At 70.2% G+C, this 18398-nt stretch carries 13 protein-coding genes; 9 read left to right on the forward strand and 4 right to left on the reverse strand.

What is annotated here, in order from left to right:
• Nucleotides 1-365 precede the first annotated feature (365 nt).
• Together SROS_RS15220 and fabG are read left to right on the forward strand one after the other, a co-directional pair.
• Entirely contained in the window at nt 366-4007 is a 3642-nt protein-coding gene (locus SROS_RS15220; protein ID WP_012889831.1) for a CARDB domain-containing protein, read from the forward strand.
• A 410-nt stretch (nt 4008-4417) separates the two neighbouring features.
• The gene (gene fabG / locus SROS_RS15225; RefSeq protein ID WP_043652072.1) at nt 4418-5176 is read left to right on the forward strand and encodes a 3-oxoacyl-ACP reductase FabG; all 759 of its coding nucleotides are present in this window, start codon (nt 4418-4420) and stop codon (nt 5174-5176) included.
• A gap of 369 nt (nt 5177-5545) precedes the next feature.
• Here the strand turns inward: fabG and SROS_RS15230 are convergent, their stop codons facing one another.
• On the reverse strand, nt 5546-6382 hold the full coding sequence (locus tag SROS_RS15230; protein ID WP_012889833.1) for an AraC family transcriptional regulator: 837 nt from the start codon (nt 6380-6382) through the stop codon (nt 5546-5548).
• Nucleotides 6383-6674: 292 nt separating this feature from the next.
• Between SROS_RS15230 and SROS_RS15235 the strand changes: the two genes are divergently transcribed.
• Nucleotides 6675-7820, forward strand: a complete 1146-nt coding sequence (locus SROS_RS15235) for a MalY/PatB family protein (RefSeq protein ID WP_012889834.1) — start codon at nt 6675-6677, stop codon at nt 7818-7820.
• A gap of 161 nt (nt 7821-7981) precedes the next feature.
• Here SROS_RS15235 and SROS_RS15240 read toward each other — a convergent pair whose 3' ends face one another.
• Both SROS_RS15240 and SROS_RS15245 read right to left on the reverse strand, forming a co-directional pair.
• Nucleotides 7982-9658: an MFS transporter gene (locus tag SROS_RS15240; protein WP_043652074.1), complete on the reverse strand. Its 1677-nt coding sequence runs from the start codon at nt 9656-9658 to the stop codon at nt 7982-7984.
• A 216-nt stretch (nt 9659-9874) separates the two neighbouring features.
• Nucleotides 9875-11026: a polysaccharide pyruvyl transferase family protein gene (locus SROS_RS15245; RefSeq protein ID WP_012889836.1), complete on the reverse strand. Its 1152-nt coding sequence runs from the start codon at nt 11024-11026 to the stop codon at nt 9875-9877.
• A gap of 229 nt (nt 11027-11255) precedes the next feature.
• Here SROS_RS15245 and SROS_RS15250 point away from each other — a divergent pair, with 229 nt between their 5' ends.
• The 3 genes from SROS_RS15250 (at nt 11256) to SROS_RS15260 (ending at nt 13643) form a co-directional block, all read left to right on the forward strand.
• Nucleotides 11256-12188, forward strand: coding sequence for a Ppx/GppA family phosphatase (locus tag SROS_RS15250; protein WP_012889837.1), 933 nt, complete (start codon nt 11256-11258; stop codon nt 12186-12188).
• A 36-nt stretch (nt 12189-12224) separates the two neighbouring features.
• Entirely contained in the window at nt 12225-13037 is an 813-nt protein-coding gene (locus SROS_RS15255) for a DUF1206 domain-containing protein (RefSeq protein WP_012889838.1), read from the forward strand.
• Between the two features lie 165 nt (nt 13038-13202).
• On the forward strand, nt 13203-13643 hold the full coding sequence (locus SROS_RS15260; RefSeq protein ID WP_012889839.1) for an ATP-binding protein: 441 nt from the start codon (nt 13203-13205) through the stop codon (nt 13641-13643).
• 132 nt (nt 13644-13775) lie between these two features.
• On the opposite strand, the gene SROS_RS15265 is transcribed toward SROS_RS15260, so the two are convergent.
• On the reverse strand, nt 13776-14753 hold the full coding sequence (locus SROS_RS15265; RefSeq protein WP_012889840.1) for a LuxR C-terminal-related transcriptional regulator: 978 nt from the start codon (nt 14751-14753) through the stop codon (nt 13776-13778).
• 118 nt (nt 14754-14871) lie between these two features.
• On the opposite strand from SROS_RS15265, the gene SROS_RS15270 reads away from it, so the two are divergent.
• The 3 genes from SROS_RS15270 to SROS_RS15280 all read left to right on the forward strand — a co-directional run bounded on the left by SROS_RS15270 (nt 14872) and on the right by SROS_RS15280 (nt 18372).
• The gene (locus SROS_RS15270; RefSeq protein WP_012889841.1) at nt 14872-16485 is read left to right on the forward strand and encodes a peptide ABC transporter substrate-binding protein; all 1614 of its coding nucleotides are present in this window, start codon (nt 14872-14874) and stop codon (nt 16483-16485) included.
• A gap of 80 nt (nt 16486-16565) precedes the next feature.
• On the forward strand, nt 16566-17489 hold the full coding sequence (locus SROS_RS15275) for an ABC transporter permease (RefSeq protein WP_012889842.1): 924 nt from the start codon (nt 16566-16568) through the stop codon (nt 17487-17489).
• The gene (locus tag SROS_RS15280; RefSeq protein WP_012889843.1) at nt 17482-18372 is read left to right on the forward strand and encodes an ABC transporter permease; all 891 of its coding nucleotides are present in this window, start codon (nt 17482-17484) and stop codon (nt 18370-18372) included. The genes SROS_RS15275 and SROS_RS15280 overlap by 8 nt, the downstream gene beginning before the upstream one ends.
• The last annotated feature ends 26 nt before the right edge of the window (nt 18373-18398 follow it).

Below are 18398 nucleotides of genomic sequence, written 5' to 3' on the forward strand. Positions count from 1 at the left end.
GGGGCCGGGGCCGGGGCCGAGCGGTGGAGCCGCTGAGGCCGCTGGGGCCGCTGGAGCGGCTCGACGATCCGGCTGTCCGGCATCCACGGCCCCGGCGTTCACGGCCGTCCCGAACCTCTTGTCGCGCAGGGCGTCGGGCCGGTTCGGAAAGCTGTTTCCCGGCCATTGACGCACCCGTAGCACATATGTAACATTTGGCCGACACTACGCAAAAATATTGCAAACTGATGTTAATTTTCTCGCTCTTCCTCGCAACTCTTCAGGGATGCATTGCATCCGTGCACCTGCCCCCATACGTGTGCGGTGAAGGCGCATGCCTTCACCGCGCCGATCCTGTCGTGCCTGACGAGAGGTAGAAGACGCGAATGAGAAAGCTGCATCGGCCGTTACGGCTGGTGGCGACCATGGTCGCCACCGGCCTGCTCGCCGTGGGGCCGGTCGTCCCGGCCTCCGCCGCGGGCGGACCCAACCTGTCGCCGGGGAAGGCGACCCAGGTCAGCAGTTCCATGGCCGGACACGCGGTGTCGGCCCTCAACGACAGCGACCAGGCCACCTACTGGGAGAGCGCCAACAACAGCTTCCCGCAGTGGGCGCGGATCGACCTGGGCGCCGCCACGAGCGTCGACCAGATCGTCCTGAAAGTGCCCGCGCCGGCCGTCTGGCAGACCCGCACCCAGACGCTTTCGGTCCAGGGCAGCGCCGACGGCTTCAGCTACAGCACGGTCGTGGCCTCGGCGGACTACACCTTCAACCCGGCGACCGGCAACACGGTCAAGATCGACTTCGGCGCCGCGACCCACCGGTACTGGCGCGTGAACATCACCGCCAACACCGGCTGGCCCGCCGCGCAGATCTCCGAGTTCGAGATCTACGGCGCCGCCGGCGGTGGCGACACCGAGAAGCCGTCGGCCCCCGGCAACCTCGCCTTCACCCAGCCGGCCACCGGCCAGATCAGGCTGACCTGGACCGCCTCGACGGACAACGTGGGCGTCACAGGGTACGACGTCTACGCCGACAACCAGCTACGGGGCAGCGTCGGCAACGTGCTGACCTACACCGACAGCCAGCCGGCGTCGGCGACCGTGACATACTTCGTGCGGGCCAAGGACGCGGCGGGCAACCAGTCGGCCGGCAGCAACTCCGTGACCCGCACCGGCACCGGCGACCCCGGTTCGAACCTGGCGATCGGCAAGGAGATCGTCGAGTCCGGCCACGTGCACACGTTCGTCGCCGCCAACGCGAACGACAACAGCCTGGCCACCTACTGGGAGGCCAACTCCGGCGCGTACCCGAACACGCTGACCGTCAAGCTCGGCGCCAACGCCCGCGTCAGCTCGGTCGTGGTGAAACTCAACCCCGACCCCTCCTGGGGCACCCGTACGCAGAACATCCAGGTCCTGGGCCGTGAGCAGGGCGCCACGGCCTACCAGAGCCTGGTGCCGGCGGCGGGCTACACCTTCAACCCGGCCTCCGGCGGCAATTCGGTGAGGATCGACCTGTCGGCGACCGTTGCCGACGTCCAGCTGAAGTTCACCGCCAACAGCGGCGCGCCGGGCGGACAGGTCGCCGAGTTCCAGGTCATCGGCGTCCCGGCGCCGAACCCCGACCTCACGGTCACGAACCTCTCGTGGACCCCTGCCTCCCCGATCGAGACCAGCGCGATCACGCTGTCGGCCACGGTCAAGAACGCGGGCACCGCCGCCTCCGGCGCGGACAGCGTCAACCTCAACCTCGGCGGCACGCTGGTCGGCACCGTCGCGATCCCCGCCCTGCCCGTCAACGGCACCGCCACGGTGACCCACAACATCGGCACCCGCCCCGCGGGCACCTACCCGGTCAGCGCCAGGGTGGACGCGGACAACACGGTCTTCGAGCAGAACGAGGACAACAACACCCTCACCGCGACGTCGCCCCTGGTGGTCGCGGAGGCTCCCGGCCCCGACCTGCAGGTCCTGAGCATCAGCTCCAACCCGCCGAATCCGGCCGTCGGAGCGGCGGTCACGTTCAGCGTGGCGGTGAAGAACCGCGGGACCGCCGCATCGGGCGCGAGCACGGTCACCCGCCTGGTGGTGGGCGGCACCACGCTCAACACCGCCACCCCGTCGATCGCCGCGGGCGCGACGGCCAACGTGGCCGTCAGCGGCAGCTGGACCGCCACCAGCGGCGGCGCCACCATCACCGCCACCGCCGATGCGACCAACGTCGTCACCGAGACCAACGAGACCAACAACGCGTTCTTGCAGGCGATCGTGGTCGGGCGCGGGGCGGCGGTTCCGTGGGTCGAGTACGAGGCCGAGGCTGCCCGCTACCAGGGCACCCTGCTGGAGGCCGACCCGCTGCGCACCTTCGGGCACACCAACTTCGCCACCGAGTCCTCGGGCCGGAAGTCGGTGCGGCTGAACAGCACGGGGCAGTTCGTCGAGTTCACCTCGACCAACCCCTCCAACTCGATCGTGGTGCGCAACTCCATCCCCGACGCGCCGAGCGGCGGCGGCATCGAGGCCACCATCAGCCTGTACATCAACGACGCCTTCGCCCGGAAACTGACCCTCTCGTCGCGCCACAGCTGGCTGTACGGCAACGCCGACGGCCCCGAGGCGCTGACGAACACCCCCCAGGCCGACGCCCGGCGTCTGTTCGACGAGTCGCACGCGCTGCTCACGCAGTCCTACCCGACAGGCACCAAATTCCGGCTGCAGCGGGACGCGACCGATACGGCCTCGTTCTACATCATCGACCTGATCGACCTGGAGCAGGTGGCGGCACCGGCGAGCCAGCCGGCCGGGTGCACCTCGATCACGACCTACGGCGCGGTGCCCGACGACGGGATCGACGACACGGCCGCCATCCAACGGGCGGTGACGGACGACCAGAACGGTGTCATCGGCTGTGTCTGGATCCCCGCGGGACAGTGGCGGCAGGAGAAGAAGATCCTCACCGACGACCCGCTGAACCGGGGGCAGTACAACCAGGTGGGCATCAGCGACGTCACGATCCGCGGAGCGGGGATGTGGCACTCCCAGCTGTACACCCTGACCGAGCCGCATCTGGCGGTGGGCGGCATCAACCATCCGCACGAGGGCAACTTCGGCTTCGACATCGACGACAACACCCAGATCTCCGATATCGCGATCTTCGGCTCGGGTCGCATCCGTGGCGGCGACGGCAACGCCGAAGGCGGGGTGGGCCTGAACGGGCGGTTCGGGGAGAACACCAAGATCACCAATGTGTGGATCGAGCACGCCAACGTGGGCGTCTGGGTCGGTCGTGACTACGACAACATCCCCGCGCTGTGGGGGCCGGGTGACGGCCTGGAGTTCAGCGGCATGCGCATCCGCAACACCTACGCCGACGGCATCAACTTCACCAACGGCACGCGGAACTCGCGGGTGTTCAACTCCTCGTTCCGCACCACCGGCGACGACTCCCTGGCGGTCTGGGCCAACCGGTACGTCAAGGACCCGGCGGTGGACATCGCGCACGACAACCACTTCGTCAACAACACCATCCAGCTGCCCTGGCGGGCGACCGGCATCGCGATCTACGGCGGCTACGGCAACACGATCGAGAACAACCTCGTCTACGACACCATGAACTACCCGGGCATCATGCTGGCGACCGACCACGACCCCCTGCCCTTCTCGGGACGGACCCTGATAGCCAACAACGCGATCCACCGTGGCGGTGGCGTCTTCTGGAACGAGGACCAGGAGTTCGGAGCCATCACGCTCTTCGCGGCGAGCCGGGATATCACCGGTGTCACGATCCGGGACACCGACATCCATGACTCGACCTACGACGGCATCCAGTTCAAGACGGGCGGCGGCACCATGCCGGATGTCGTGATCACCAATGTCCGGATCGACAAGTCCAACAACGGTGCCGGCATTCTGGCCATGAGCGGCGCTCGTGGTAGCGCGACGCTGACAAACGTGACCATAACCAACTCGGCCACCGGTGACATCGTGAAACAACCGGGGTCGAGCTTCGTGATCACGGGCGGTTAGCCCTTCCGGCCACCGCTCCGGTGTGAACGATCACTCGAAGAACGGCGCTCGAAGAACGGCGCTCGAAGAACGGCGCTTGAAGTCCGGCGCTCGAAGAACGGCCGGCCATGTGGCGTGCTTCCCGGGTGGACCACCGGGGGAGCACGCTCATGGCCGGCCGCATCGACCGTGACGGTCCCGCCGCCGCGACCGGTCACCCACGCGCCTCCCACCGGACGGCGGGCTCGTCATGGTCCGGCCGTCGCCCGCGCGCTGCGCGGGTGATCTTCCTTGCCGGGGCGGGGGAGCGCGGAAACGCCGGGGCCCTGCGCGGATGGGCCACGATGTGTGTGGGAGTGGGGCAGGACGCGCCGGGCTGGAGGCCCGGGGCCGGCCCTTCGGCCTCCGTGACACGAAAGCAGGAGCAGAACATGAGTCGCTTCACTGGCAAGGTCGCCGTCGTCACCGGCGCGGCCCAGGGCATCGGCGCCGCGATCGCCGCCCGCCTCGCCGAGGAGGGCGCGGCCGTGGCGGTCGTCGACCTCACCGCCGAGAGGGCGCAGGCCACCGTCGACGCCATCACCGCCAAGGGCGGCCTCGCCCGCGCCTACGGTTGCGACGTCGCCGTCAAGCCGGAGGTCGAGGCCGTGTTCGAGCGGGTGGCGGCCGAGCTGAACGGGCTGCACATCCTGGTGAACAACGCGGGCATCACCCGCGACAACCTCTTCTTCAAGATGTCGGCCGAGGACTGGAGCTCGGTGCTCACCGTCAACCTCACCAGTGCCTTCAACTGCAGCCAGGCCGCGCAGAAGGTCATGGTGGCCCAGAGATACGGGAAGATCGTCAGTCTGAGCAGCCGTTCGGCCCTCGGCAACCGGGGGCAGGCCAACTACGCCGCGGCCAAGGCCGGCATCCAGGGGCTCACCGCGACGCTGGCGATCGAGCTGGGGCCGTACAACATCAACGTCAACGCGGTGGCGCCGGGATACATCGCGACCCCCATGACCGCGGCGACCGCCGAGCGTGTCGGCTCCTCCGCCGAGGAGCACCAGAAGGCGGCCGCCGAGCGGACGCCGCTGCGCCGGGTGGGGACGCCCGAGGAGGTGGCGTCGGTGGTCGCCTTCCTGGCCAGTGAGGACGCCTCCTATGTCAGCGGTCAGACCATCTACATCAACGGCGGCGCCCGCTGAGCGCCGGCGACGCATGAGGCGCGGTGGACCCTGTCCTCCCGTAGATCTGTGCGACCTGTGCGTCGCCGTCGGGCGGTCATGGTGAGGTCCCGTCGGGAGGTCTTTCCGGCGTCGTACGTCGTAGCGGGGTGTCGGTTCCCGGGACCGGGCGGGCGCCCGGGGCCGGGGTCCCGGCTCCCGGCCGGCTCAACGAACCGGCCGGGAGCGCGACCCGGTCCGTCAGCCCGAACGGCTCGCCGGCAAGAAGGGCACCCTGGTCCGACCCAGCCGGCGACCTGCCGCCTGACCGCTTCCCGCACTCGCGGCCTCATCCCACGATCACCGGCTGAGGGCCGCTGCCGCCTGCCCGTCCGAGGTCCGGTTTCCGGGTCAGATCGAGGTCCGTCGGCCGCCGGGTCCGGGTGAGCCGCCGGCCGGATCGAGGGTTTCGCGCAGGGCGCGTCTCGGGGCGGTCGCGGTGGGCGACAGCGCGCGGTGGGTGCCGGGGGTGTGGCCGAAGGCCCGGCGGAAGACGTCGATGAAGGCGCTGCTGGATGCCCAGCCGCATCGGTGGGCCACGGCTGTGACCGGGGTGTCCTCGGCCAGCAGGAGCAGGGCGTAGTGCAGGCGCAGCTGGGTGCGCCATTGCGGGAAGCTCATGCCGAGTTCGGCTCTGCAGAGCCGGGTCAGGGTGCGGTCGCTCACGCCGGCCACGGCACCGAGTCGCGCCAGGGTCCGGTTGTCGGCCGGGTTGTCGCGGAGGATCGCGCACACCGCGACCAGGCGCGGGTCTCGGGCGGCGGGCACGTGGACGGGCTGCTGGGCGGAGTGGCGGAGCCGGTCGAGCAGGACGGCCCGCAGGCGGCGGCGTTCGGCGGTGAGGTCGGCGGGCTGCTCGGTGTAGGTGATGATCAGCTCGCGCAGCAGCGGGCCGACGCTGATGACCGCGGGCTGGTCCAGGCGCAGCGGGTTGTCCTTCACCGGCAGTCCCACCAGGTGGAGGTCGGTGTCGCCGTAGGCGCGATGCTCATGGACGGTTCCGGCCGGGATCCAGATCGCCCGGATGGCGGGGGCGATCCAGCTGCCCGCGTCGGTGGTGACCGACAGCACGCCGCGGCCGGCGTAGACGATCTGGTTCTCGTCGTGCCAGTGAGCGTCGATTCCGGCGCCGGCGGGCAGGGGGCGGAGACCTGTGCTCGCACGCGGATTATGGCGGATTTCCGACATTAATTGTCATTTTATCGGAAGCGGAACGGGCTCCGCGGCACCGATCATCGAGGAGTGACGGCAGACCAACCCCTGGGATCACTTGCCGGTCATCGGGGCGCGCCGGACTCCTGCCCGGAAGATCGGCGGGGTTCCCGGGCCTGCCCGGAAGATCGGCGGGGTTCCCGGGCCTGCCCGGAAGATCGGCGGGGTTCCCGGGCCGGAGATCCCGTCAACGCGCCGACGACGCGTCGAACGACGCCGTCCCCGGCCGCCGCCGTCATATCCCTGCGAAGACCTTCAGGAGCTCACCATGGGCAACCTCTCGATCCCCCCTCTTGCGGAGCTGAGGAAGCGCCGGAGCGCGAAATGGCGTACCTTCCCGGACGACGTCCTGCCCCTTCCGGTCGCGGAGATGGACTTCCCGCTGGCGGAGCCGGTCGCCAGGGCCCTTCACGAGGCGGTTGACCGGTCGGACACCGGCTACGCGGCACCGACCCGTGACCTCGCGGACGCGGTCAGCGCCTACGCCCGGCGCGCCTGGGACTGGAGGATCGACGCCGACGATGTGCGCACCGTCGCCGACGTCGGAATCGGCATCGTCGAGACGCTGCGCCGCGTCGTCGGCGCCGGAGACCGCGTGGTGATCAGCCCGCCGGTGTACGAGCCGTTCTCCTGGTGGGTACGCGAGGTCGGGGCCCATGTCGTCGAGGCGCCGCTGGCCGGGGGACCGCTGGGATGGCGGCTCGACCTGGACGCCCTGGAACGCGCCTTCGCCGGCCATGCCACCGCGTATGTGCTGTGCAACCCGCACAATCCCGTCGGCCTTGTGCACCGGCGCGAGGACCTGGTCGCGCTCGCCGAGCTGGCCGACAGGTACGGCGTCTACGTGCTGTCCGACGAGATCCACGCCCCGCTCGTCCTGCCGGGGGCCGAGTTCGTCCCCTTCCTGTCGGTATCGGATGAGGCGAGGCGCTGGGGGTTCTCGTTCCTGTCCGCCAGCAAGGGCTGGAACCTGGCCGGGCTCAAGGCGGCCACCGTCATCACCGCAGGCCCGGTGCCGAAACGGCACGTCGACCGCCTGTCGCCGCACTCGCTCTACCGCACCGGGCACCTCGGAGTGCTCGCCACGGTGGCCGCGTTCAACCACGGTGATCAATGGCTCGCCGAGGTCCTGGACGTCCTCGACCGCAACCGGAGACTGCTGGACGAGCTGCTGGCGAAACTGCTCCCCGGCGTCCACTACGGGCAACCGCAGGCGGGCTTTCTGGCCTGGATCGACTTCCGCGCCCTCGGCTGGGGCGGCGACCCCGCCGAACACATCCTCGCCGCCGCCAGGGTCGCTCTGAACGCCGGACACCGCTACGGCGATGCGGGCATCGGATTCGCGAGGCTGAACTTCGGCTGCTCGCCGCAGACGCTCACCGAAGCCGTCACCCGTATCGCCGCCGCCCGCTGAGAAGCCTCAAGGGCTCGCACGGGCGGAGGGCCCCCGCGTCTCCGCAAAAATCATGAAATATCACCTGATTGGTTATGTGGGGTCATTCCGGGCGAGGTGCTCGGGGCCGCGGCGATGACCGGCGGGGAGCTCGATCCCGGTGGGACGGGGCGCGGCCGGTCTCAGCGGGGACGGAGCATCGACACGATCGACCTGAACTCCGGCTCCCTGGTCTCGGCGCCGGGCATGGGCGCGTAGGCCCAGATCAGATGGCGCACCTCAGGGAACTGGCCATCCATGACCAGGCTCAGTGCCCGCAGGTCCAGCTCCTGGTCCATGGCCGTGCCCCGTTCGACGTGCTGGCGCAGGTGCTCGTGCGCCGTCTCGGCGGTGAATGTCTCCAGATAGAGCGTCGGCTCCTCCATGTCCTGGAAGATGCTCCACATCGTGGCCCCGGTGCGCCGCCGGGCCCGGCCGATCTGCCGCATCACCTCCAGGAACGCCTCGGCGTTCTCCGGGCTGACCCGCCATTCGACCACGACCAGCAGCGGCCCCCTGCCGTGCTGCAGGTCGTCGGGCGGCTCGGGGTAGTGGCTGACCTGGCTCATGTCGAAGTGCTCGGTCGGCAGCGGCACGCGCGACACGCCGATCGGCGTGCTCAGGATGAGCAGGGCGGCCGGGAGCAGGAAGGCCGCCTGCAGGGTCAGCGCGTCGGCGACCACTCCCCACACCAGCGACCCCACCGCCTGCCCGCCCATGAACACCAGCTGGTAGTAGGCCAGCGACCGCGCGCGGGCCCACTCCGGGAGCAGGAGCTGGGCCGAGGCGCTCAGCGTCGACAGCACGGTGATCCAGGCCAGACCCGCCACCACCAGGGCGGCGAGGACGATCGGCATGCTCTCGACCGTGCCGATGACGGTCATCGCCAGGGCGTAGCAGGTCGTCGAACCGGCCACGAGCGTGTTCGGTCCCGCCCGCCCGCGGACGACGGGGAGCGCGAACGCGCCGATGACGGCGCCGGAGCCGACACCGGCCAGCAGCAGTCCGTAGCCCCCGGCGCCCAGCCCGAGGGGACCGCGGGCGAGGGCGGGCAGGAGGGCCCACATCCCGCTGGCGCAGAGGGTGAAGACCACCGAGCACCACAGGACCGAGGCGAACTCCGGGGCGCTGCGGACGTAGCGCGCGCCCGCGCGGATCGCGTCGCGGATGTGCTCCGCGCCCAGGGGGCGGTGGTCGGGCGGCCGCTTCCAGACGTACAGCACCAGCGTGACGCCGAAGAGGGACAGCGCGTTGAGGGCGAACGTCGCCTCCGGCCCCGCGAGGGTGATGAGCACGCCGCCGAGCGCGGGCCCGACGGCCCGCGCCACGTTGCCGTTCGCGCCGTTGAGCAGCGCGGCCTGCGGGATCTCGTCCAGCCTGACGAGTTCCGGCTGGATGGCCTGGAAGGTGGGCACGGCGAAGGCCTGACCGACGGCCATCGCGCCGGTCAGCACGAGCAGAAGCGCCGGCGTCGTGGCCTCGGCGGCGGTGAGCGCCGCGAGGGCCGCCGCGCCGGTGAAGGTGATCACCTGGCTGGTCAGCAGCAGGCGGCGCCGGTCGAGGATGTCGCCCAGCGCGCCGGCGGGGACGACGAGCAGGAAGATCGGGAGCGTGGCGGCGGTCTGCACGAGGGCGATGTCCAGCGCGTCGCCGCCCAGGTCGCCCATGAGCCACTGCGCGCCGACGGTCTGCATCCACGTCCCCGTGTTGGACACGAGCTGGGCGATCCACAGCGCGCGGAACAGGCGGTGACGCAGGGGAGCCCACATCGCCTTGGACGGTGGGACACCCCTTGGTTGCTCCAGTGGTGGCTGGCTCATCCCTGGTGCTTCCCCGGTTCGCTCGGTCCGGACCCGGCCCGCGCGGTCCTGGACCCGGTGGGCTCCGCCCCCGGCTCCCCGCGTGGCCGGGCCGCGGACGGGTGGGTACGGCCTGTGCGGCCGGCTGGACGAGTGGGCGCGACGGCCTGTGCGGCCGGGCGCCGGACGGGTGGGTGCGGCCTGTGCGGCCGGGCTCCGGACGGATGTCCGCGGGGCCTACGCGGCCGGGCCCCAGACGGTGGTGCGCGGTGAGATGATGTCGAGCTGGGACAGGAAGTGCTCCGCCGTCGCGGCGGCGCGGGCACGCAGGGCCGGGGTGCGGGCGTTGATCCGCTCGGTGTGCGCGGGCCGTTCGTCCCATACCCGGTCGACCTCCGCCAGCAGCGGTCCTGCGGCCTCCCTGACGACCCCGCTGAGAGCGGGCGCCCCCAGCTGCTGGGCGAAGTCGAAGACCTTGCCGGCGTAGGGCAGTGGCAGCAACGGCACGCCCTGCAGCGCGGCGAAGATCAGGAAGTGCAGGCGCATGCCGACCACGAGGTCCAGGTGCCGTACCAGGCCGAGGATCTGCCGCGGCCGGTAGTTGCCGTGCAGCACGCGGCAGCGGTCGGCGGCGCTCATGTGGGACAGCACCGCGTGCGAGTGCCGGATGTCGTCACGTTCCATCGGGACGAAGACGACGTAGGCGTCGAGCCGGCGGACCAGGAAGTCTCCGACGTGCGCGAGGAGCTCGTGGTAGCCCTGCGAGTCCAGGTGCTCGGCGGCGCGGCCGGGCTCGCGCACGCTCATGCCGACCAGCCGTTCCCCCTCCGGCACCCCCTCGGCGCGGAGCAGGTCGTGGCCGAACTCCTCCTGTTCGAGCAGGAGCGCGGGATCGGCGGTGACCGTGATCGTGCTCATCACCCCGGCCTCCTCCAGGACCAGCCTGGACTCCTCGTCGCGGACGGTGATCGTGGTGGTGGCCGTGAGGGTCTCCCGCACCATCATGCAGTCCAGGCGGTCGGTGAGCGGCCCGGCGCCCAGCGCGTAGGTGAAGACCGGGACGTTCTGCTCCTGGGCGAGCCGGACCAGCCTCAGGTAGCGGCGGGCCTCGGTGTCGTAGAGGATGCCTCCACCGCCGAGGACCATCACGTCCAGGCGGCTCACGATCTGTGAGGCCGGCTCGCGGCTGACCCCCTCCCACCCGACCACGTCGACGCCCTCGTGGTGGATGCGGGTGTGTTCGGGGGACCGGGAGAACACCACCGTCGAGGCATCCGGGCGTCCTTTCCGGATGCTGCTGAGGATGCTGGTGAGGATGGCCTCGTCCCCTACGTTGCGGCCACCGTACGAGCCCAGGAGCCCGATGGTCGGCCCGCGAGGTTTGCTCATATTCACCCCTTTTTTCCTTTTTCGGATGTTCTGTACCCATATGGCGATTTGCGTATCCCACCCCGGGCCGGTTCTCTCGCCGTGGGCGGCCTCCCGTGCCGGCGGGTCACGGGGTGACGCGGAGCACGAGCTCGCCCCGGCCCGTGTCCATGACATGCGCCGTGGGAGGGCGCGGCAAACGCGCTGCCGGGCGGACGGCGGACAGCGGGAACGGTAGTAACTTCGACCCATGCGACTGGGTGTTCTCGACATTGGTTCTAATACGGTGCATCTGCTGGTGATGGACGCCCACCGGGGGGCTCGGCCGCTGCCCGCCTACTCCCACAAGGAGGAGTTGAGGCTCTCCGAGCACATGGAGGAGGGGAACCGGCTCTCCGAGCAGGGGGCCGCGCGGTTGCGGGAGTTCGTCGAGAAGGCCCTGCGGCTCGCCGAGGACAAGGGGGTCGAGGACCTCATGGCCTTCGCGACCTCCGCGGTCAGGGAGGCGGTCAACGGCGAGGAGGTGCTCGGCCGGATCAAGGCCGGCTCCGGGGCCGACATCGAGGTGCTGTCCGGCCAGGACGAGGCGAGGCTGACGTTCCTGGCCGTGCGGCGGTGGTTCGGGTGGTCGTCGGGACGGCTGCTGGTGCTGGACATCGGCGGCGGGTCGCTGGAGATCGCCTCGGGGATCGACGAGCAGCCGGACGTGGCGGTGTCGCTGCCGCTGGGGGCCGGACGGCTCACCCGTGACTGGTTCACCGCCGACCCGCCCCCGGCCGACGAGGTGCGCGCGCTGCGCAGGCACGTGCGTGCGGAGATCGCCCGCACGGTGGGCGAGGTGGCACGGTACGGCCAGGCCACCCACGCGGTGGCCACGTCCAAGACGTTCAGGCAGCTCGCGAGGATCGCCGGGGCCGCGCCCTCGCACGAGGGCACGGCCGTCCGCCGGGTGCTCAGGCACGCCGATCTGACCGAGTGGACGGAGCGGCTGGTCAAGATGGAGGCGGGGGAGCGGGCGGGGCTGCCCGGGGTGTCGGACGGGCGGGCGCCGCAGCTGCCGGCCGGGGCGATCGTCGCGGACGCCACGATGGACCTGTTCGGGGTGGGGGAGCTGGAGGTGTGCCCGTGGGCGCTGCGCGAGGGGGTCATCCTGCGCAGGCTGGACGCCATGCCGGAAGGCTAGGTTTACCTCCTCTTTGCCAGGTAAGAGCGCGTGGTTATGAAAAGCGCTCAGGTGGAAGGCGCCGCGCGCAGAGCGGCGAACAGTCAGACGCTGGACAGGCTGGCCCGGCTCGGCCTGGCCTGCCGGGGCGTCCTCTACGGGCTGATCGGTTTCCTGGCCCTGCAGATCGCCTTCGGCGGCGGGAGTAAAGGCAAGGAGGCCGACAAGACCGGCGCGGTCGAGATGGTGGCCGAGCAGCCCTTCGGCACGGTGCTGCTCTGGCTGATGGTCGTCGGCTTCGCCGCCCTGACCCTCTGGCAGCTCTCGGAGGCGATCATCGGCCGCGGTGAGGCCAAGAAGCGGGTCGAGGCGGCGGCGCACACGGCGGTCTACGGGCTGATCGTCGCGACGCTGCTCAGCCTGCTGCTGCGGGGCGACGCGGGCAGCTCGACCGACAAGAGCTCCAAGGACCTCACCGCCAAGCTGATGGACCTGCCCGGCGGGCAGTTCATCGTGGGCCTGGTCGGGCTGGGCCTGATCGCCCTGGGCGCCTACTGGGTCCACAAGGGCTGGAAGAAGAAGTTCCTCGAGGACCTGCGTACCGGTGAGATGCCCCCGAAGGCGCGCGAGCTCGCCGAGAAGCTCGGCATGGCCGGTTACCTCGCCCGTGGCGTGATCGCCGCGGTCGCCGGGGTCTTCGTCATCCAGGCCGCGATCACCTACGACCCCGACAAGGCCAAGGGCGTCGACTCGACGCTGCGCGCGCTGGCCGACACCCCCGCCGGCCCGTGGCTCCTCGGGGTCGTCGCGATCGGCCTGCTGCTGTTCGCGGCCTACTGTTTCTTCCAGGCGCGCTGGCACCGGCTGTGACGGATGGAGCCGCACGTGGCGGCAGGTGCGGGCACGCAGGCGGAGGCCCGTCTGGCAAGCCCCACCTGTCTATCCGGTAAGTGATCTCATTCGTACTTTTCCGAGACATCTACCTTCCTGAGCTCCGCGTCTTCCCATGGGCGCGAACAGCATCGGAGGGGCCGGATGGACTCGTCGGAGTATGAAGGCAATGAATGGGTTCTCCGCCTGGCGGGCTCCCCCGACCAGGTGGTGCGGGCCCGCCGGCTGGTCTCGATGACCCTGGGCCGTGACCATCCCCTCCACGACGACTGCGTGCTGCTGACCAGCGAGATCGCCACCAACGCGGTGGTCCACTCCCGGTCGGGGGACGGCGGGGTGTTCACGGTCACGGTCGCCTACTCCTCGGAGGCCGTGCGGGTCTGCGTCCAGGACGCGGGATCGTCGAACGCCCCCTGCGTGTGTCACGCCCCGGCGGACGCCACGGGGGGCCGCGGCCTGCCCCTGCTGGAGGCTCTGGCGCACCGCTGGGGCCTGGTCCGGGAGGCGGGGGCCAACAAGGTCTGGTTCGAGCTCGTGCTGGAACTGGCCGGGGTGCCGAAGAACCGGCTGGCCGGCGTCAGGTGAGAACCGGCGGGACCGGACCCCGGACGGACGGGGGCCCGGACGGGCGCCGGTTCCGGCACGGACGGCGGTCCCCGGAGCGGCGGCGGGGGGCGGGCCGGGGGCGGGGCTCGGGCGGGCGCCGGAACCCGGGGGTCAGACGAACAGCCGGCACAGGCCCTCGGCGAGGGCCTTGGTGGTGAGCCGGGTCCGGCTCTCGCAGCCGAGCTTGGTGAAGATGTGCTCCAGGTGGGTGGTGACCGTGCGGACGCTCAGCACCAGGGCCGCCGCGATCTGCGGGTTGGAGTCACCGAGGGCGACCCGGGTGATCACCTCGATCTCCCGGCCGGTCAGCTCGTACGGCAGGGCGCACGGGCGCTCGGCGATCACCGCGCCCTGGATGGCGCCGTGCGGCCCGACACCGGCGCGCAGCAGCCGCACCTCCCGCCACTGCCCGGTCCCGTCGAGCCAGAGCCCGCGCCGGTTGAGCTCGCGGGAGTCGATGAACTCCCGTGCCAGCTCGGCCATCGCCGGCTCGGCCGCGACGGCCTCCGAGGCAGGGGTGTCGGTGACGTCCCTGCGGGTGCCGCCCCGGTCGAAGGCCGCCGCGTTGAAGCCGGGCGGCAGTCCGACGGGGTCGATCACGCAGCGGCTCAGGTCGGTGACGTGCGCCAGGGTGGGGGAGACGGCGCTGATCAGCGTGCTGGTCTCGGCGGAGAAGGCCTCGGGGTCGCGGGCGTTCAGATGGAGCAGGCCGGTGTAGCGGCCCTCGGTCAGGAACAGGGGAGTGGTCAGCCCGGCACGCCAGCCGTACGGCTCCAGATGGCGCCGGAAGTAGCGCTCGGTGCCCGGGGCGCCCATGACCAGCGGAACCCGGGAGTCCATGGCCCGGCGGTAGGAGTCGAGCCGGACGTACTCCTCGGCGGCGTCGCCGTCCACCCGCGCGTAGCCGTCGGAGACCAGGCTGCGGTGCCGTCCCGTCGCTGGGTCGTAGGCGACGAACTCGTAGGCCTCCAGCGCGATGACCTCGCGCAGGGCGCGCATCGCGCCGGGTGCGCCACTGCGCCCGGCGACCTGGAAACCCACCTCGGTGAACGCATGGAGGTGGCGCGGGCTCAGGGTGATCTGGTCCATGGGTCTCCTCCGTGCACAGAGTGCCCCAAGTTACCGTGGGGAGGGAATACGTAAATTATCCGATGTCTCGCCTTGTAAGCGTCTTTACCCTCTCCCGCAATACCCCCTGGGAGGAACAGTGACGGTCTGGACGAGGACACGAGGCTCTGCCGTCCTCCTGGCGACGATGCTCGCCGTGAACGCGTGCGGTGGATCCCCGGCGCCGAGTGCCGGAGGGCAGCAGGGCGCGAAGGAGTTCTCCGTCGGGCTGACGGAGCCGGACCACCTGACTCCCGGCAACACCTCCAGCAGCTATTCGATCACCGTGCTGCAGGCGCTGTTCGACCTGCCGGTGTTCATCGACTCCAAGGGGCAGCCGCAGATGCGGGCCGCCGAGTCGGTGACCAGCGATGACCAGAAGGTCTGGACGATCAAGCTCAAGCCGGGGCAGAAGTTCCACAACGGCGAGCCGGTGACCGCCGAGAGCTTCGCCGACGCGTGGAACGCCGCGGCCTACGGTCCCAACGCGTGGACCAACAACTACTACTTCGAGAACGTCGAGGGCTACGACAAGCTGAACCCCGAGGCCCCCGAGGGCTCGGAGGAGGCGCCCAAGCCCACGACCGACAAGCTGAGCGGGCTGAAGGTCGTGGACGCCACCACCCTTGAGGTGACGCTGACCGCGCCGTTCAGCCAGTTCCCGATCACGCTGGCCTACACCGGGTTCGCCCCGATGCCGAAGGCCGCCTTCGCCGACCTCAAGGCCTACGACGTCAAGCCGATCGGCAACGGCCCCTTCGCCCTGGACGGCGAGTGGGCGCGCAACCGGCAGATCAAGGTGAAGAAGTTCGACGGCTACGCCGGGCCCCGGCCCGCCAAGTCCGCCTCGGTCAACTTCAAGATCTACGAGAGCCGCGACACCGCCTACGTGGACCTGCGGGCCGGCAAGGTGGACCTGATCCAGACGATCCCCCCGGCGAGCACGTCGGAGGCCAAGCGGCTGCTCGCCGACCGGTTCGTGGCCACGCCGAGCGGGACCATGGACTACCTCGGCTTCCCGGTCTACGACAAGCGCTTCCAGAGCCCCGACCTGCGCAAGGCCATCTCGATGGCCATCGACCGGCAGGCGATCGTGGACGCCGTCTTCAACGGCAACTTCAAGCCGATGGGCTCGCTGGTGGCGCCGCTGGTGCCGGGCTACCGGGAGAACGCCTGCGGTGAGGCGTGCGTCTTCGACAAGGCGAAGGCCAAGGCGCTGTTCGACAAGGCCGGCGGGTTCAGCGGCACGATGAACCTCTACTTCTCCAACGCCGACCCCAGCTACGAGCAGTGGATGACCGCGGTGGCCAACCAGCTCAAGGACAACCTCGGGATCGCCGACATCCAGTTCCGCAAGATCCCGGCGGCCGACTACCTGTCCACGCTCCGCGCGCACAAGCAGGACGGGCCGTACCGCAACAACTGGGTGATGGACTACCCGAGCCCGCAGAACTACCTGCAGCCGATGTGGGGCGAGGGCAACCGGATGGGCTGGGAGAGCAAGGAGTTCAACGACCTGCTCACCCAGGCCAACTCGGCCGCCAGCATGGAGGCCAGCATCCCGCTCTACCAGAAGGCCGAGGACCTCGCGCTCAGCGAGATGCCGATGGTCCCGCTGTGGAACTGGCAGGACCAGGCCGGATACTCCGACAAGATCAGCGGAGTCCAGATCGACGCCTACAGCCCGAACCTCGACACGATCACGGTGAAGTAGTTGATCCACGAGGCACCCACGACCCCGGAGCCCGCCGCTCCGGGGTCTCCCCGTGAGACGTCTCCCCGCGGGGCGGGGACGTGAGGTACGCGCTCCACCGGCTGCTCCAGGCCGTCCCGGTCTTCTTCGTCACCACCTTCCTGATCTACGCGATGGTCTTCGCCCTGCCGGGTGACCCGATCGTGGCCCTGGCCGGGGACAAGCCCCTGCCGGACGAGGTCCTGCACACGCTCCGGGAGCGTTACCACCTCAACGACCCGCTGGTCGTCCAGTACGGCATCTACATGCTCAACGCCTTCCAGGGCGACCTGGGGGAGACCTTCACCGGGCAGCCGGTCAGCGAGCTGCTCCAGGGCCGCTGGGAGGTCACCGCCCAGCTCGCCGTCACCGCCTGGATCTTCGAGCTCGTGGTCGGCATCGGCCTCGGTGTGATCGCGGGGCTGCGCCGGGGCGGGATCGCCGACACGGCGGTGCTGGCCGGCACCACCTTCGTCATCGCGGTCCCGGTCTTCGTCGTCGGCTACACCGCGCAGATCACGCTGGGCCTGAACCTCTCGCTGTTCCCGACCGCGGGCGTGGACGAGGGGTGGCCGGTCAGCTACCTGCTGCCCGGCATGGTGCTGGGCTCCTTCGGCCTCGCCTACGTGGCGCGGCTGACCCGCACCAGCCTGATCGAGAACATGCGGGCCGACTACATCCGCACGGCGCGCGCCAAGGGGCTGCGCCGCAGGCGGGTGATCGGCAGGCACGCGCTGCGCAACTCGCTGATCCCGGTGATCACCTTCCTCGGCGTGGACTTCGGCAACCTGATGGCCGGCGCGGTCGTCACCGAGGGCATCTTCAACCTGCCGGGCATCGGCCAGCAGGTCTTCCAGTCCATCCAGCTCCAGGAGGGGCCCGTCGTCGTGGGCATCGTCACCGTGCTCGTGATGATCTTCATCCTGGTCAACCTGCTCGTCGACCTCCTGTACGGCGTGCTCGACCCGAGGATCCGCCGTGGTTGAGACCCAGGTCATGGAGGCCGAGACGGTCCGGACCCGCCCCGGGTCCCTGTGGTACGACGCCTGGCTGGAGCTGCGCCACCGGGTGATCTTCTGGTTCTCGGCCGCGATCCTCGTGGTCGCCACCGCGATGGCCCTGCTGCCCGACCTGTTCGCCTCGTTCGGCCCGAACGAGGGCTGCAACCTGCGGATGTCGAAGAAGGGCCCGATCGGCGACGCGGTGTTCGGCTACGACACGCAGGGCTGCGAATACTGGTCGCAGATCGTGCACGGCACCCGCGCCTCCGTGCTGATCGGCATCGCGGTGACGGCCTTCGCCCTGCTCATCTCGGTCGTGCTGGGCATGCTCGCCGGCTACTACGGCGGCTGGATGGACGCGTTCATCTCCCGCCTCACGGACGTGTTCTTCGGCATCCCGTTCGTCCTGGGCGCGACCGTGATCCTCATCGCCTTCCCCGACCACGGCGTCTGGGCGATGACCCTGGTGCTGGTCGTGCTGGGCTGGACCACGATGACCCGTCTCATGCGCGCCCAGGTGATCGCGGTCCGCGACATGGACTTCGTGGCCGCCGCCCGGATGCTCGGCGCGAGCGACCGGCGGATCATGTTCAAGCACATCCTGCCCAACGCGATCGCCCCGGTCTTCGTGGTGGCCATGCTGAACGTGGGCAACGTCATCGCCGGCGAGGCCACCCTCGACTACCTGGGCGTCGGCCTGCAGTATCCCGAGGTCTCCTGGGGCCTGCAGCTCAACGTCGCCCAGGCCTACTTCGCCGAATACCCCCACCTGCTCGTCTTCCCGTCGCTGTTCCTCACCGCGACGGTGCTCAGCTTCCTGCTCCTGGGCGACGTCGTCCGCGACGCCCTGGACCCCAAGCTGCGCTAGGCGGAGGTCCGGGGCCCGCCGTCCGG

It is taken from the genome of Streptosporangium roseum DSM 43021, from assembly GCF_000024865.1.
GTDB lineage: Bacteria > Actinomycetota > Actinomycetes > Streptosporangiales > Streptosporangiaceae > Streptosporangium > Streptosporangium roseum.